Consider the following 17,922-nt stretch of genomic DNA (forward strand, 5'->3'; position numbering starts at 1 on the left):
AGGTATATAAAAACGATGCATCCTTCTATAATAAAAAAACTAGAAGAAATAAAAAAACGTTATTATGAATTAGAAATTATGCTATCTGATGTAAATGTTATTCAAGATCAACAACATTTTAAAAAAATATCCAAAGAATATGTTAATATTTCGAATTTAATAGAAAACTTCTTAACTTGGAAGAAAACATTAAAAGAAATAAAAAAAACTAAACTATTGTTAAATGACCAAGAACTAAAATCAATAGCTGAATCTGAATTAAAAAAATTAAAAAAAATTTGTATTCAAATAGAAAAAAAAATAAAAGTATTACTAATACCTAAAAATCCTAACGATGAACATAGTTGTTTTATAGAAATTAGAGCAGCTACTGGAGGAAATGAAGCAGCTATATTTGCTGGTGATTTATTTAAAATGTACGCAAAATATGCAGATTTATACCTATGGAAAACAAATATTATTCATATCAGCGAAGGAGAACAAGGAGGATTTAAAGAAATAATAGCTAGAATAAAAGGAAAAGGAGTAGTTGGAAAATTAAAATTTGAATCTGGAGGACACAGAGTTCAACGAATTCCTAAAACAGAATCACAAGGTCGTATACATACTTCTACTTGTACTGTTGCTATAATGCCTGAATTACCTAAATCTAAAAGAATAGATCTTAAAACAAAAGATCTAAAAATAGACACCTTTCGTTCATCCGGAGCAGGAGGTCAACACGTTAATACAACAGATTCAGCTATTAGAATTACACATATTCCAACCGGACAAACAGTAGAATGTCAAGATGAACGATCTCAACATAAAAATAAAGCAAAAGCTTTATCTATATTAACAGCTAGAGTTAACGCCTTAGAACAAGAAAGAAAAAATAAAAAAAATGCATTGACTAGAAAAAATTTACTAGGAACCGGAGAAAGATCTGATAGAAATAGAACTTATAATTTTCATAAAAATAGAGTTACTGATCACCGAATAAATTTAAGTTTATATTCTTTAAATGAAATTTTGAATGGAAAACTAGACTTACTTATCCAACCACTACAAGAACAATATAACACTAATATTCTACATTCTTTATCTGAACAAAAGTTATGAATATAAAACAATGGATTCAAAAATCTACTATAAAATTATCTAACATTCATTCTGCACAACTAGATTCAAAACTACTGATAATGTATGTATTAAAAATAAATAAAGAATATATTATATTTCATGAAAAAAAAAAATTAACATGTAAAGAAATAAAACATTTAAAAAAATTACTTATACGAAGATATTTACTAGAACCTATAGCTTATATTACCAAAAAAAAAGAATTTTGGTCCCTTAATTTTCATATATCTAAATATACCTTAATACCTAGGCCAGATACAGAAATTTTAGTAGAAAAAGCAATATTTCTTCTAGGAAATAAAAAAGCTACAATACTAGACCTAGGTACTGGATGCGGAAATATTGCTATATCTATTGCAAGCATGAATAATAATTATTTTGTTACAGGAGTAGATATAAACAAAAATGCTATTCTCATGGCAAAATATAATTCTAAAAAACTTCATATTAACAACACTACATTCTTCATTAGTAATTGGTTTTCTAATATAAAAAAAAAATTTCATATGATTGTAAGTAATCCTCCTTATATAAATAAAAAAGAATTCAAAAATCGTAATAAAGAACTATCTTTTGAACCAAAAATAGCACTATATTCTCCTAATATGGGATTAGGATATATAAATATAATTATCAATAATGCAAAAAAATATTTACATTCTAAAGGATGGATCATTATTGAACATGGATTTCAACAGAAAAATCAAGTAAAACAAATATTAAAAAAAAAAGGTTTTTTACATGTTCAATCTTATAAAGATTATGGAGGAAACTATAGAATAACTATTGGAAATAAACCATATATACAATATAATAAACACATTAATTATAATTCATAATTACAAATTATTACATTTATTTAAATAAAAAAAACCACATTTTATTAAATTACCTTTAAAATTTAATAATAATTGAAAATAACTACATATTACTCTTATTAGGAAAAAAATGTTATCATTTTCAAATATTGATTTCTCTAAATCATCACTTTTTCATACTATTATTGACGCATTTAAAAAAATAGATAAAGATTTTCCTTCCTCATATGTATTATCTGATTTAAAAAATAAAATAGAAGAAGCAAAAATATACGTTTCAGTAGAAGTAACAAATGAACTTCAAGTAAAAAAATTACTAGATTTATTTTTTTTTCGATGGAAATTTGGAGGAGCGAAAAAAAAATACCAACTATCCGATATGTTATGGATGGATAAAGTACTAAAAACACGTCAAGGAATAGCTTTATCGTTAGGAATATTACTCATGCATCTTGCAAAAGAAATTAACTTAACGTTAACTCCTATATTATTTCCTACTCAATTAATTTTAAAATACTTTCATGTAAATAAATCTATATGTTTTTTTAATCCGCTAAATGGAGAAACTATAGATCGTCGTACATTAGATATGTGGATAAAAGGAAATATTAGCCCAACATCTGAACTAAAAAAGTCAGATTTAAAAGAATCAACTCCTATTTCAATTTTAAAAAAATTATTAAATACCCTTAAAACTTCTTTAATAGAAGAGAAAAAAATGGAATTAGCATTAAATACAAGTAATGTATTACTTGAAATAAATCCAAATAATCCATATGAAATTCGCGATAGAGGATTAATTTACGCTCAACTAGAATGTTATAATGCATCACTGCAAGACTTAAATTATTTTATCGAAAAATGTCCAGATGACCCTATAAGTGAACTAATAAAAATACAAATACATACTATTGAACAAAAAAAAACGAGTTTTCACTAAATTATTAACATTAAAAAAAACAACTTTTTAATTTATTAAAAAATCACATTGTATTGAATGAAATTCAAAATATATATATACATACTCATTTTAAACTACTAAATATTTTACAATTTTGTTTAATTTTTTTTTAATTCTATATTCAAACAATAATGTAATAAGTATTAAAATAATTGTATTATAATGAATTTAATATTTATTTATGTAAAAACTAATCAAATATATATTAAATATATATATATCTTTTTAAATGAAAAATCTACATTTAAAAATTATTATTCATTTCAAAAAAATATTTTTTTATTACTTATACTTATATTTAACTAATTAAACTAAAATCATTATATTACTGTTAACAGTATATAAAAATTTGTTTCATATATTCAAAAATTTTAAATTTACTTATTTTTTTAATAATATGTGTATATATGTATTATGTATAAAAAATAATAATTTTTCTATTTTAAAATTCTAAAAAATAGTTAATTACCATAATACACATCATTTTATACTTAATTATATAATATTAGACCACTATGAAAAAAATACTTGTTCTCGTTCTTAATTGTGGAAGTTCTTCTATAAAATTTTCTATTATAGATATATATAACAATGAAAAACATATTTTTGGTTTAGCAGATTGTTTAACCTTACAAAATCCTTCTATTTCTTGGAAAACATATAAAAATTATCATAAACATAATTTAAAACAATATAGTAATCATAAAACTGCATTACATTTTATATTTTCTAAAATTATATTGAAACATAGTAATATTTTGAATAATCTTAAATTTATATCCCATCGGGTAGTTCATGGTGGAAATGAAACAAAAAATGCTGTATTTATAAATGATTTAGTAATACAAAATATAAAGAATATGTCTTGCTTTGCTCCTTTACATAATCCTATTAATCTATTAGGAATACAATTATCTATGAGTATACTTCCTTCTCTTTCTACTAAAAACATTGCTGTTTTTGATACATCATTCCATCAAACTATCCCGAAAATAGCACATATGTATGCTATTCCTTACCATTTTTATAAAAAAGAAAAAATAAGACGTTATGGAGCACATGGAATTAGTCATAGTTATGTATATAAAAAAGCTACTATAATGTTAAAAAAACCTAAAAATACTTTAAATATTATTACTTGTCATTTAGGTGGAGGATGTTCTATAACAGCAATTTGTCAAGGAAAAAGTGTAGATACTTCTATGGGATTAACTCCTCTAGAAGGTTTAGTAATGGGAACTAGAAGTGGAGATATAGACCCAGCTATAATATTTTATATGCATGAAAATTTAAAAATAAAAATACATGATATTTATAATATACTAACTTTACAATCTGGAATTAAAGCTATAAATAAAAAAACTAGTGATTTCCGTTATTCTGAAAAAAATTACTTTATTGATAACAATGCTAAAAATTCTGTAGATATTTTTTGTTATAGACTAGCTAAATATATTAGCGGATACACCTGTGCTATTAAAGGAAAATTACATGCTGTTGTTTTTACTGGAGGAATAGGAGAAAACTCTTCTTTAGTAAGAAAATTAACTATTTCAAGATTATCTCTAATAGGTTTATTCATTGATAATAAATACAACAATCAAAAAAATACTAAAAAACCGCGATTTATTAATAAAAATACTAGTATTCCTATACTAGTTATCCCAACAGAAGAAGAAATAGCTATTGCTCAAGAAACAGCTAAAATAATATCACATATTTAAATCTCACTTAAAATTAAAATTAAAAATATGAATAATACTATTATGTTAATACCGATAGGATATGATGTTGGTTTAACAACTATAAGTCTAGGACTCATTAAGTCTATCAAAGAAAAAAATTGCTCTTCTATTTTTTTAAAACCTTTCTTAATTAAAAAAAACAAAGAAAATTCATCTTTAACTACGCTAATAATAAAACAAAATAAATTATCCGCTACCATAAATTCTATTCTTATAAATAAAATTACTGATTTAAAAATAAAAAAAAATTTTTCTGATTTTATAGAAAAAATATATGAAAAATATAGAAATAATAAAACTAAAAAAAAATTTTTTTTAATAGAAGGAATTGAAGAAAACAAATATCTAGATAATACAAATATTGAATTAAATCTAAAGATCGCTAATGAAATAAAAACTAACGTTATTTTTGTTACAGATTTTAAAAAAAATAATTCAAATCATATTGAAGAAAAAATAGATTATATTAATAATATAATACAAAATAATAATAAAATTAAAGTACAAGCATTAGTTATTAATAAAATAAACAATCCTAACAATATTAAAAATCTAATCAATAATAATAAAAATAAAAAAATAAAAATCAGTAATTTTATAAATAAAATTCAAAAATTATCAATATGTAAAAATATTTCTTTTATACCTTGGAATATTCAATTATTCTCTATTTCTTTAAAAAAGATATGTTCAATACTACATATTAAAAAAATGAATATTAAAAACATAAATCTCATATCTATAAATTCTATAACTATTTCAGAAAATGAAAAAATCCCACTAAATCATGCATGTCAAATGAATACATTATTTATTCTCGATTTAAAAAATAGAATTCATATAAATGACTTATGTAAAAAATTAAATGAATCTGTTATTCTATTACTAAATACTAACAAAAGAAATAGTTTATACATACAACATTACTATTTCAAAAAATTTAATAAAAATCCTTCTTTTTTATATTCAGAAATGAATACGCCTGAACTAATATCTAAACTAAAAAACATAAAATTAAAAAAAATAAATCTAAATACTATTCGCATAAAGAATATAAAAAAAAATATTTCTATTTATCTGCAAAAAATTGTACATATAAATAATACAAAAAAAAATAAAACCCTACCATTTAAATTTTCTGCTATAGAATTTAAATATTTTTTAAAAAAAATATGTTCTAATTTAAAAAAAACTATTCTATATACAGAGGGAGAAGAAAAAAAAATAATACAATCCGCAAATATTTGTACTAAAAAAAACATAGCTTCTTGCATATTACTAGGAGATCCAAATAAAATATATAAAACTGCGTCAACAATGAATATTTCAATTAATAAAAGAATAAAAATAATTAATCCTAATGTTATAAGAAAAAAATATATAACACGTTTAATTCAATTACGTAAACATAAAGGAATGAACATAGAAAAAGCTAATCATTATATAAAAAACAATATGGTTTTATCTACTTTAATGCTAGAAAACAACGAAATTGATGGTATTGTAGCAGGAATAAAACAAACTACTGCCAATACACTGATACCACCATTTCAATTAATTAAAAAAAATAAAGAAAATTCTTTAATATCATCTATTTTCTTTATGTTATTTAAAGAAAAAGTACTAATTTTCGCAGATTGTGCTATTAATATTTCACCAAACGAATATCAATTAGCAGAAATAGCTATACAATCAGCTAACACTGCAAAAAAATTTAAAATAACCCCTATTATAGCGATGATTTCTTATTCTACTGGTAATTCAGGAAAAGGCTGCTCTGTTGAAATAATAAAAAAATCTATACAGATAGTAAAAAAAAGTCATCCTGATATTATTATTGAAGGTCCAATTCAATATGATGCAGCCATAAACTATGAAATAGGAAAAATAAAAATTCCACATTCTCTAGTATCTGGAAAAGCAACTATATTTATTTTTCCAGATTTAAATACTGGAAATGTTGTATATAAAGCAGTTCAACAATCTAATAATTTAATTTCTATAGGACCAATAATACAAGGATTAAAAAAACCAGTAAATGATCTTTCTAGAGGATCCTCAATACAAGATATTGTATACACAACAGCTATAACAGTAATTCAATCATATTTAAATTAAAAATAATTTAATTAATATATGTTTAAAAAAAATTTCTATAAAATATAGATAACGAATTAGATATACTTTTCTATACAATAATCATTTATTTTTAATAAAAAGTTTTTTTTTAATAAAAAATAAATACACTTACTATTATATTTATCTAAATAAATACAAAATATATATAAGTATAAATATTTAATACAATTATTTGGATTTTATTACAGATAATTAATTAATATTTTATAATTTAAAATTTTTAAATTCATTACTACTTAAATTAGAATCGATTTGTCCTACTAAATACGAACTTATTTCTGCCTCTTGAGGTGCTACTTGTACATTATCCGACATTAACCAAGAATTAATCCATGGAAGAGGATTAGAACAAGTAGGAAATATTGTTTTTAAACCAACTGATTTCATTCTAATATTAGTTATATATTCAATATATTGACATAATATACTAGTATTTAATCCTAACATTGAACCGTTTTTAAATAAATATTTTGCCCAAATTTTTTCTTGATTAGCTGCATTTTTAAAAATTAAATAACATTCATTTTTACATGAACTAGCAATTTTATGCATACCTTCATGCATATCAAATTTTGATATAATATTAATTATATACTGAGTAGCAGTTAGATGTAACGATTCATCTCTAGCTATAAGCCTAATTATTTTAGCATTACCTTCCATTAACTTTCTCTCTGCAAAAGCGAAAGAACACGCAAAACTAACGTAAAATCTTATAGATTCTAATACATTTACACTAACTAAACATAAATATAATTTTTTTTTTAATTCAGTTAAACTAACTTTTAACATTTTATTATTAATAATATGTTTTCCTTCTCCTAAAATCTGCCAGTAATGAGTCATTGTTATTAACTCATCATAATAACGCGAAATATCTATAGCTCTATTTATAATATGTTTATTAACAATAATATCCTGAAATATACTGGAAGGACTATTAGTAATATTTCGAATAATATGAGTATACGATCTAGAATGAATTGTTTCTGAAAAAGACCACGTTTCTATCCAAGTTTCTAACTCTGGAATAGATACTATTGGTAAAAAAGCAACATTAGGACTTCTTCCTTGAATTGAATCTAATAAAGTTTGATATTTTAGATTACTTAAAAATATATGTTTTTCCTGTTTAGATAACTTTTCAAAATCAATTTTATCTCTAGATAAATCAATTTCTTCTGGTCTCCAAAAAAAAGATAACTGTTTTTCTGTTATTTTTTCAAAAATTTCATATTTTTGTTGGTCATATCTAGAAATATTGACAGATTGCCCAAAAAACATTGGTTCCTTTAACTGATTGTTGTTTTTTTTTGAAAAAGTAGAATATTTCATAAAATTAATAACCAATTATATGTTTAAACATCATCTTAAAGAATAAATATATGCTACTAAAAACAACATAAATTATACTCTATATAATACATGCGCCATTATCACAATGATCAAAAAAATCAGAATTTTTTTTATTATTTAATTCAAGTTCTCCTGCTCTATCACGTGTATTTTGATAATATAAAGTTTTTAAACCAAATTTGTAAGCAATTAATAAATCTTTCAATAAATGCCTTATAGGAATTTTTCCATTTAAAAATAATTCTGGATCATAATTAGTATTAGTAGAAACACTATGATCTATAAATTTTTGCATAATACTAACTAATTTTAAATACCCAAGATTATTAGGTATACTCCATAATAATTCATATTTATTTTTTAATTTTTCATAATCTGGTACAACTTGTTTTAATATTCCATCTTTTGAAGTTTTAATACTAATAAATCCTCTTGGAGCTTCTATTCCATTAGTAGAATTAGAAATTTGAGACGATGTTTCTGATGGCATTAACGCTGATAGAGTAGAATTTCTTAATCCATATTTTTTTATTTTTTTTCTTAAAGATTCCCAATTAAACTTTAATGGTTCATTACATATTTCATCTACACTTTTTTTATACGTATCTATTGGTAATAAACCTTTAAAATAATTAGTTTCGTGAAACAAACTACATGGACCTTTTTCTTTTGCTAGATTAGAAGAAGCACGCAGTAAATAATATTGAATAGCTTCAAAAGTATTATGAGTTAATTTATTAGCACTACCGTCAGAATATCGAACATTATTTTTTGCAAGATAATATGCAAAATTAGTCACTCCAATACCTAAAGCTCTTCTTCCTATTGCACTATTTTTAGCAGCAATAATAGGATAATTTTGATAATCTAATAAAGCATCTAAAGCTCTTACAGTAATATTTGCTATATCTTCTAAATCCTCTATTTTTTTTATTTTTCCTAAATTAAATGCAGATAATGTACATAATGCTATTTCTCCATTTTCGTCATTTAAATCATTTAAAGGTTTAGTAGGTAATAATATCTCTAAACATAAATTAGATTGACGAATAGGAGCTTTATCAGAATTAAAAGGACTATGTGAATTACAGTGATCTACATGCTGAATATAAATTCTACCAGTCGAAGTTCTTTCATTTAAAATTAAAGAAAATAAATCAGTAGCTTTTACACACTTTTTCCTTATATTTTTATCTTTTTCATATGTTAAATATAATGTTTTGAACTTTTTTTGATCACAAAAAAAAGAATTATATAAATCTGGAACATCTGAAGGACTAAATAATGTAATATTTTTTCCAGATAAAATCCTCTCATACATTAATTTATTTATTTGCACTCCATAATCTACATGTCGAACTCTATTTTCTTCAATTCCTCTATTATTTTTTAAAACTAATAAACTTTCTACTTCATAATGCCAAATAGGATAAAATAGCGTAGCTGCTCCTCCCCTTACTCCACCTTGAGAACAAGACTTAATTGCACTTTGAAAATATTTATAAAATGGAATACAACCAGTATGAAACGTTTCTCCATTTCTAATAGAACTACCTATAGCACGAATTCTTCCTACATTTATTCCAATACCAGCTCTTTGAGAAACATACTTTACGATAGCACTAGCTGTAGAATTAATAGAATCAAGACTATCAGCACATTCTATTAAAACACAAGAACTAAATTGACGTATTGGAGTTCTCACTCCTGACATAATAGGAGTAGGCAAAGAAATTTTAAACGTAGAAATAGCGTTATAAAACTTCTTAATGTATGTCATTCTATTAATTTTAGGATAAGTAGAAAATAAACAAGCTGCTATTAGCATATATAAAAACTGAGCGCTTTCATAAATCTTACCAGTAATTCTATTTTGAATTAAATATTTTCCTTCTAATTGTTTAACAGCTGCATATGAAAAATTCATATCTCTATAATGATCTATACATGAATCCATAACTAAATATTCATCTATAGAATAATCTTCCAATAAATGCTTATCGTATTTCCCTTTTTTTACCATATTTATCACATGATCATATAATGAAGGTGGATGAAATTGACCATATGCCTTTTTTCTAAGATAAAAAATAGTTAATCTAGCAGCTAAAAACTGATAGTCAGAAGCATCTTCTGTAATTAAATCTGCAGATGATTTTATCATTATTTCATGTATTTTAATGGTTTGTATGCCATTATAAAACTGTATTTTAGAACGAGATATAACTTTAGACAAAGAAATTTTATTTAAACCATTTGCAGCCCAATTTAATATTTGATTAATTTTTTTTAAACTAATTATTTCTTTTCTACCACTTCGCTTAGTTACAAATAACCTATCATTCATATAACATATACCTATACTTTTTTCGTTTTAACTAATAAAAATAAACATAATAATTTTTGTTAAATACAATTATTATGCATAAACAACAAAATTAATAATTTTATCATTCTCAAAATAATATAGTTGTACATAACAACTTGTTAATTTATTACCATATATATATATATGTATATATACTTATAGAATTAATTAATCTAAAATAGATTCGTTCACTTTTTGTAAAGCTACTACTTTTTCTTTAGAAGTAGTTCTTATTAATATTATTCCTTGTGTATTTCTTCCTAAAATACATACTTCTGAAATCCTCGTTCTTACTAAAGTTCCAGCATTAGTTATAATCATAATTTGATTATTATTTACAACTTGTATAGCACCTATCATTATCTTATTTTTACTAGTTATTTTAATTGCAATCACACCTTTTGTAGCACGCGACTTTACAGGAAATTCTGATAATTTTGTTTGTTTTCCATATCCATTTTCAGTAACAGTTAAAATATTTCCAGATCCACGCGGGATTATTAAAGAAACTACTTTATCTTTTTCATCCAGTTTTATTCCTTTTATTCCAGATGCTACTCTTCCCATAGTTCTAACTTTATCTTCAGCAAAACGCACTACTTTTCCTTTTTTTGTAAATAACATAACATGATCTGTTCCATTTGTTAATGCAACACCAATTAATTCATCATCATTTCGTAAATTTATTGCAATAATTCCTTTATTCCTTGGGCGTTTAAATTCTGATAATCTTGTTTTCTTTACTATTCCTTTTGCTGTTGCCATAAATATATTTATACCATGATTATATTTATTAATTGGTAAAATAGCTGTAATTCGCTCTTTATAACTTAAAGGTAATAAATTGACAATAGGTTTTCCTCTAGCATGTCTACTCGCTTCTGGTAATTGATACACTTTCATCCAATAGATAATTCCTTTACTAGAAAAACATAAAATCGTATCATGAGTATTAGCAACAAGCAAACTTGCAATAAAATCTTTTTCTTTCATTGAAGTAGCAGATTTTCCTTTACCACCTCTTTTTTGAGCATTGTAATCGGATATAGGTTGATATTTCACATACCCAGAATGAGATAGAGTTACGACAACATCTTCTTTATTGATAATATCTTCTATAGTAACATCTGATTGATCAACTATTATTTTTGTTCTTCTTATATCTTTAAAATTCTTAGAAATATCTTTTAATTCAGTTTTAACTACATTAATCAAGTTTTCAGAATATTTTAATATATCTACTAATTTTTGAATTTCGATAACAATTTGTTTATATTCGCTAAAAATTTTATTTTTTTCTAAATGCGTTAATTTATATAGTCGTAAATCTAAAATTGCTTGAGCTTGTTTTTCATTTAATAAATATTTTTTATTAGTATTAATAAATGCATGGTTTATATTTATTGATTGTAGTATTGCATTTTTTTTATAAATATTATTTATAAAATCTATTTTATTCACTATCCATCTTCTAGATAATAGAATTTTTTTAGCTTCTAAAGAACTAGAAGCATTTTGAATAAGTTGAATCATTCTTTTAATATTACCTAAAGCAATAGTAAATCCTTCTAATACTATAGCTTCATTCATAATTTTTTTTAGTTGAAAAACCGTACGACGTCTTACTATATTTTTTCTATGTTTAATAAAACAATGTATTATTTCTTTTAATGTCATTATTTTTGGTTGTCCATTACATAATGCTACCATATTAATTCCAAAAGAAATTTGTAATTGTGTTAATAAATATAACTTATTTAATATAACTTCTGATATAGCTTCGCGTTTTATTTCTACTACAATTCTCATACCATCTTTATCTGATTCATCTCGCAAAGCAGTTATTCCACTAATCCTTTTTTCTTTCACTAATTCAGCAATTTTTTCTATTAGTTTAGATTTATTTACCTGATATGGTAATTGATAAATTATTATCGATTCTTTTTTAGTTTTTTTGTTTATTTCTATATTTGTACAAGATCTTATATATATTTTTCCTTTTCCTGTACTGTAAGCTTCTTTTATACCAGATTGTCCATTAATTATACCAGAAGTTGGAAAGTCTGGACCAGGTATGTATTTCATAAGATCTTGTACATTCAAATTACTATTATCAATATACGCCAAGCAAGCATCTATTACTTCTTTTAAGTTATGAGGAGGAATATTAGTTGCCATCCCTACAGCTATACCAGAAGACCCATTTATTAATAAATTTGGAATTTTTGTAGGAAGAATATCTGGTATTTTTTCTGTCTCATCATAATTATTTACAAAATTAACTGTATCTTTGTCTAAGTCACTTAATAATTCGTAGGCTATTTTTGACATTCTTACTTCCGTATACCTCATAGCAGCTGCAGAATCGCCATCTACAGATCCAAAATTTCCTTGTCCATCTACCAGCATATAGCGCAAAGAAAAATTTTGAGCCATGCGAACAAGAGAATCATAAACTGCTGAATCACCATGAGGATGATATTTTCCAATAACATCTCCTACAATTCGAGCTGATTTTTTATATGGTTTATTCCAATAATTACCAAGTACACTCATAGCAAATAGTATTCTTCTATGTACTGGTTTTAAACCATCTCTGACATCTGGTAAAGCTCTACCTATGATAACTGACATAGCATAATCTAAATACGATTTTTCTAATTCTTTCTCAATATTTACTTTTTCAATTTCTCTTGAATCATCTAACATAAAACAATTATCCTTTACATTTTTTATTACGCAAAAAACGAATATAATTTATATATAATACTATTAAATTAATTCTATGATCTTCTCTATTTTAGATAAGAATTTAATTAGTGTTAACTACCTATCAACTATTTTATTGAAAATATATATACTTACATTAATATAATATTTAATTCTACTTTATATCTATAACAATAGAAGCATTAATACAATATTATTAATGCTTTATTATACTAATAAACACATATATTTAAACAAAATAAAAAACAATAAACATAGTAATATTTTACTTAAAATGATATATTTATAAAAATTTTATACATATAAAATATATAATTCTTAACATCATATTAAAATTTTGTAAATTTATTACAATAAATGACATTAACTAATTATATAATTTTGTAGTATTTTATAAAATATGATGATATGCGATTATATAATAAAAATCATACGTATTCGAAACTGTAATAATTATATGTACATACCTATCTAACTACAATAGTGCAATACATATTAAAAATTACAACTAACATTTAATTTTAGGATATATATTTCATGAAACAAGAAGAAAAAAATCTTATTGAAAATTTGTTTAATCAATTAAAAAAAAATGAAGAAAAGTTTCCAGGAAGAAATACAGAAGCTGAAAAATACATTAAAAATTTAATACTAAAACAACCAAACTCCATTTATTATATAGTACAAACAGTTTTAGTTCAAGAAAGCGTGATTAAAAAATTAAATACTGAATTAGAGTTACAAAAAAAAAATTATAAAGAAAAAGAAGAACCTAATTTTTTATCTTCTTCATCATTAGATCAAAAAAATAATACAATTTCTTCTATTAATAACACTACTTCAGAAACAAAAAAAAACTATAATCATAGCCAATTAAACCCAAAAAACAATATTAACGATCTATATAATAATCATCCTAATAATACTAACAATGATAGCTTTTTAGGAAGTGCGATTAAAACAGCAGCAGGAGTAGCAGGAGGAGTAGTATTAGGTAATATGTTTTCAAATTTATTTCAACATAATAATAATGAAAAACATGTCGATCATATTATAGAACATGACACAATTATAGAAAAGAATATCAATAATACTAATTTTCAAAATAATAATAAAGATGATTTAAATAATACAGAAGAAGAACTGTCTTCTCATAATATGTTTCATACTGATAGTAATAATACAGAAGAAGAACTGTCTTCTCATAATATGTTTCATACTGATAGTAATAATACAGAAGAAGAACTATCGTCAAATGATATGTTTAGTGATAACGACGATATCGATGATCTTAATGATTTATAAATAAATTTTATATTTATCAAATATACTGAAATCAAAATAAATTATAATAATATTTTAAACCAATCATTATAAAACCAGCAAAAATCATATAACTATGCTGGTTTAAACTTTATGTTATATATATACTAAATATAAAAAATTATAAGCTATTACTATGTTTTATCAAAAAACTTTTAACACCTAATGAAGAAGGAATCATTCCTTCTTTTCCTTTTTTCCAATTCGCAGGACATACTTCTCCAGCTGTTTCAGTATGTTCAATAGAATCTATAATTCTTAATAATTCCTGTGTATTTCTTCCAAAAGGAAGATCATTGACAACTTGATGTCGAATAATTCCATGTTTATCTACTATAAAAGATGCTCTTAAAGCTACTCCTAAAATAGGATGTTCTATACCATACAATTTTTGTATTTTTCTCTTTATATCAGAAACCATTACATATTGCACTGGTCCAATACCTCCATTTCGACGATCAGTATTTCTCCAAGCATTATGCACAAAAACTGAATCTACAGAAATACCTATAATTTGAACCTTGCGTTTTTCAAAATGAACATAGGCATTATCTAAAGATATCAATTCAGAAGGACATACAAAAGTAAAATCCATAGGCCAAAAAAATATAATAGAATATTTGTTATGTATAAATTTTTTTAAATTAAAATTATCTACAATATTACCATTTTTTAAAATAGCTGATGCAGTAAAATCTGGAGCAGGTAATGTTACTAATGCCATAAATTTTCCTTAATAGAATGTTAACTATTTTAAACGATATCAATTTATATCTTTTACTTTTAAAAAATGTTATTACGCGGTATAATTATTTATAAAAAATATAAGTCTGTATATATATTTTAAAAACTAATTATTTAAACATTGTAAAAATGGAATCTATTCTAATAAAAATGAAAAACATTAACTATTCTTGGAATAATATTTTAATAGAAGAAAAAAAAAACCTTACTTTTTAAATCTAATTAAATTTATAAAACAACAAAGATTAAAAAAAAATATATATCCTAAAGTAAAAGATATATTTAACGCTTTTAAATTTACGCCATTTTATGGTATAAAAATAGTAATAATAGGACAAGATCCTTATCATAATAGAAATCAAGCTCATGGATTAGCTTTCTCTGTCTGTTCTAAATGTACTATAATTCCTCCATCACTAAAAAATATTTTTAAAGAAATCTATAATGATCTAAAAAAAAAAAGTTTGTTTACTAATGGATGTCTAATTCCTTGGGCTAAACAAGGTATTCTTTTACTAAATACTATTTTAACAGTAGAAGAAAACAAACCTATGTCTCATGCTAATGTTGGATGGGAAATTTTTACAGACCAAATTGTCAGTAATATAAATAAACTAAAAAAAAATATAATTTTTATACTATGGGGATCATTTGCAAAAAAAAAACTACCATTAATTAATAAAAAAAAACATTTTATATTAACTTCATCACATCCATCCCCACTATCAGCTCATAGAGGATTTATAGGATGCAATCATTTTTCTAAAACAAATAAAATATTATTAAAAATAAAAAAAAAAATTATAGTTTGGTAATACAATATCTAATTAAAAATTAAGATCATTTTAAATAAAATTTTTAACAAAAATAATATTTATATATTCCATTATATCATAATAATAAGTTAAATTTTATTTAACAACGTTCACTCTAGATTTTCTTAATATTTCATTATTAAATAAATAACCTGTTTTTATAACATCATATATATGATGTGAACCTTTATCTTTAATATCAAGATAATTATTAACTTCATGTTTTTTATGATCGAAAAAACTATTTTTACTTACTTCTATTTTTTTTAATCCAAATTTAAAAAGGCACTTTAAAAGCAGATTTCTAGTTAATACAATTCCTTCGATAATAGGATCTTTTAACGTATTATCTTTTTTTACTATACATAATATATTATCTAATAAATCTAAAACAGAAAAAAAATCTAAAAAAAATCGTTTTAAATATTCATTTTTAATAATTAGTAACTCTATTTCTATTTTTTTTTCAAAGTTTTCTATATTCGCTTGATGCCTTAAATTCAAATTTTTAATTTCTTTTTTTATATTAAAAATTTTTTTTTGAATTTCATCAACATTTTTTAATGTATATTTAACATTTTTAATATTGTCTATTTCATCTATAATAGACTCATTGTGGTCTTTTGTTTCTTCTAATATTTTTTGATCTTGCTCTTTTTTTAAAAAATTTTTATTTTGACTAGTTTTTTTATTTTTTTCATTCATAAAACACCCTTTAGAAAGATAAAAACTTTATATTATTAGTTAAAATTTAAACGATAAAAAATCGTTATATAAAATTTAAAAATTTTATTATAATTTAATATTTTTTGATAAATCCAATAAAAAGGAAATAACAGTGGTAAACAAACAATTTTACTACATTGGAATAATTGGTCAACCTAGAAATAATCATTCTTTGATAACTCATAAAATTCTATATTACTGGTTACTTAAGAAAGGATATGAAGTAATTATCGAAATTGATGTTTCAAAAAAATTAAAATTTAAAATAAAAACTGTTGGTACATTAACAGAAATTGGAAAATTATGTGATTTAGCTATTATCGTAGGTGGAGATGGAAACATGTTACACGCAGCTAGAGTTCTATCTTCATATAATATAAAAATTATCGGAATAAATCGAGGAAAACTAGGATTTTTAACTGATTTAGAACCTGATACTGCATTGAAAACACTAGAAAAAGTACTTAACGGTAAGTATTTTTTAGAAAAAAGATTTTTTTTAAAAATACAATTATCTGAAAAATTTGATAAAAAAAAAAAAGTTTTAGTGCTATTAATGAAGTCATTCTACATTCAAATAAGGTATCTAAGATGATTGATTTTGAAGTATATATTAATGGAAAATTTTCTTTTTCTCATCGATCAGATGGTTTTATCATATCCACTCCAACTGGATCTACAGGTTATTCATTATCAGCTGGAGGTCCTATTTTAGAACATTCTTTAAAAGCAATAATACTTATTCCAATGTTTCCTCATACTTTATCATCACGTCCTGTAGTAATTAGTAACAAAAGTAACATTTGCTTAAAAATAAATAATAAGTACGAAAATTTACAAATTAGTTGCGATAATCAAGTTATTCTTCCTATAAAAATAAAAGAAAAAATTTTTATACAAAAAAGTGCAAATTACTTATATTTAATACATCCGAAAAACTATAACTACTTTAGTCATTTAAGATCTAAATTACATTGGTCAAAAAATTTTTTTTAAAATATATAAATATATACAGTTTAAATGTATTAAATTAATATATTGCTATTGATTTATAACGTAACATACAAAACATATT

At 23.0% G+C, this 17,922-nt stretch carries 12 protein-coding genes and 1 pseudogene; 8 read left to right on the top strand and 5 right to left on the bottom strand.

The window, feature by feature from the left end; genetic code table 11:
- Positions 1 to 15 precede the first annotated feature (15 nt).
- The 5 genes from prfA (at position 16) to pta (ending at position 6,764) form a co-directional block, all read left to right on the top strand.
- Complete coding sequence (gene prfA, locus D9V65_RS00700; RefSeq protein WP_158341679.1) at positions 16 to 1,101, top strand: peptide chain release factor 1; 1,086 nt, start codon at positions 16 to 18, stop codon at positions 1,099 to 1,101.
- On the top strand, positions 1,098 to 1,961 hold the full coding sequence (gene prmC / locus D9V65_RS00705; protein WP_158341680.1) for a peptide chain release factor N(5)-glutamine methyltransferase: 864 nt from the start codon (positions 1,098 to 1,100) through the stop codon (positions 1,959 to 1,961). Before prfA ends, prmC begins: the two co-directional genes overlap by 4 nt.
- A gap of 109 nt (positions 1,962 to 2,070) precedes the next feature.
- Positions 2,071 to 2,880, top strand: coding sequence for a tetratricopeptide repeat protein (locus D9V65_RS00710; RefSeq protein WP_158341681.1), 810 nt, complete (start codon positions 2,071 to 2,073; stop codon positions 2,878 to 2,880).
- Between the two features lie 536 nt (positions 2,881 to 3,416).
- Positions 3,417 to 4,625, top strand: coding sequence for an acetate kinase (locus D9V65_RS00715; protein ID WP_158341682.1), 1,209 nt, complete (start codon positions 3,417 to 3,419; stop codon positions 4,623 to 4,625).
- Positions 4,626 to 4,652: 27 nt separating this feature from the next.
- Positions 4,653 to 6,764 carry a phosphate acetyltransferase gene (gene pta / locus D9V65_RS00720; protein ID WP_158341683.1) on the top strand — a complete coding sequence of 704 codons (2,112 nt, stop codon included), beginning with the start codon at positions 4,653 to 4,655 and terminating at the stop codon, positions 6,762 to 6,764.
- Between the two features lie 225 nt (positions 6,765 to 6,989).
- Here pta and nrdB read toward each other — a convergent pair whose 3' ends face one another.
- The 3 genes from nrdB to gyrA form a co-directional block, all read right to left on the bottom strand.
- Positions 6,990 to 8,120 carry a class Ia ribonucleoside-diphosphate reductase subunit beta gene (nrdB, locus tag D9V65_RS00725; RefSeq protein WP_158341684.1) on the bottom strand — a complete coding sequence of 377 codons (1,131 nt, stop codon included), beginning with the start codon at positions 8,118 to 8,120 and terminating at the stop codon, positions 6,990 to 6,992.
- 79 nt (positions 8,121 to 8,199) lie between these two features.
- Entirely contained in the window at positions 8,200 to 10,488 is a 2,289-nt protein-coding gene (nrdA, locus tag D9V65_RS00730; RefSeq protein ID WP_158341685.1) for a class 1a ribonucleoside-diphosphate reductase subunit alpha, read from the bottom strand.
- Positions 10,489 to 10,677: 189 nt separating this feature from the next.
- Positions 10,678 to 13,218 (bottom strand): DNA topoisomerase (ATP-hydrolyzing) subunit A, encoded by a 2,541-nt coding sequence (gyrA, locus tag D9V65_RS00735; RefSeq protein WP_158341686.1) that lies wholly within the window; start codon positions 13,216 to 13,218, stop codon positions 10,678 to 10,680.
- A 558-nt stretch (positions 13,219 to 13,776) separates the two neighbouring features.
- Here gyrA and D9V65_RS00740 point away from each other — a divergent pair.
- Positions 13,777 to 14,544: a DUF2076 domain-containing protein gene (locus tag D9V65_RS00740; protein ID WP_158341687.1), complete on the top strand. Its 768-nt coding sequence runs from the start codon at positions 13,777 to 13,779 to the stop codon at positions 14,542 to 14,544.
- Positions 14,545 to 14,683: 139 nt separating this feature from the next.
- Here the strand turns inward: D9V65_RS00740 and D9V65_RS00745 are convergent, their stop codons facing one another.
- On the bottom strand, positions 14,684 to 15,286 hold the full coding sequence (locus D9V65_RS00745; protein ID WP_158341688.1) for a redoxin domain-containing protein: 603 nt from the start codon (positions 15,284 to 15,286) through the stop codon (positions 14,684 to 14,686).
- Between the two features lie 250 nt (positions 15,287 to 15,536).
- Between D9V65_RS00745 and ung the strand changes: the two genes are divergently transcribed.
- Positions 15,537 to 16,121: a uracil-DNA glycosylase gene (ung, locus tag D9V65_RS00750; protein WP_261978548.1), complete on the top strand. Its 585-nt coding sequence runs from the start codon at positions 15,537 to 15,539 to the stop codon at positions 16,119 to 16,121.
- A gap of 96 nt (positions 16,122 to 16,217) precedes the next feature.
- Here the strand turns inward: ung and grpE are convergent, their stop codons facing one another.
- Positions 16,218 to 16,826: a nucleotide exchange factor GrpE gene (gene grpE / locus D9V65_RS00755; RefSeq protein WP_158341690.1), complete on the bottom strand. Its 609-nt coding sequence runs from the start codon at positions 16,824 to 16,826 to the stop codon at positions 16,218 to 16,220.
- 133 nt (positions 16,827 to 16,959) lie between these two features.
- Here grpE and nadK point away from each other — a divergent pair.
- Positions 16,960 to 17,843 (top strand): annotated as a pseudogene (gene nadK, locus D9V65_RS00760) (NAD(+) kinase).
- Positions 17,844 to 17,922: the final 79 nt, after the last annotated feature.

Origin of the sequence: Buchnera aphidicola (Anoecia oenotherae) (assembly GCF_005080765.1) — a bacterium.
GTDB classification, from domain to species: domain Bacteria; phylum Pseudomonadota; class Gammaproteobacteria; order Enterobacterales; family Enterobacteriaceae; genus Buchnera_E; species Buchnera_E aphidicola_AB.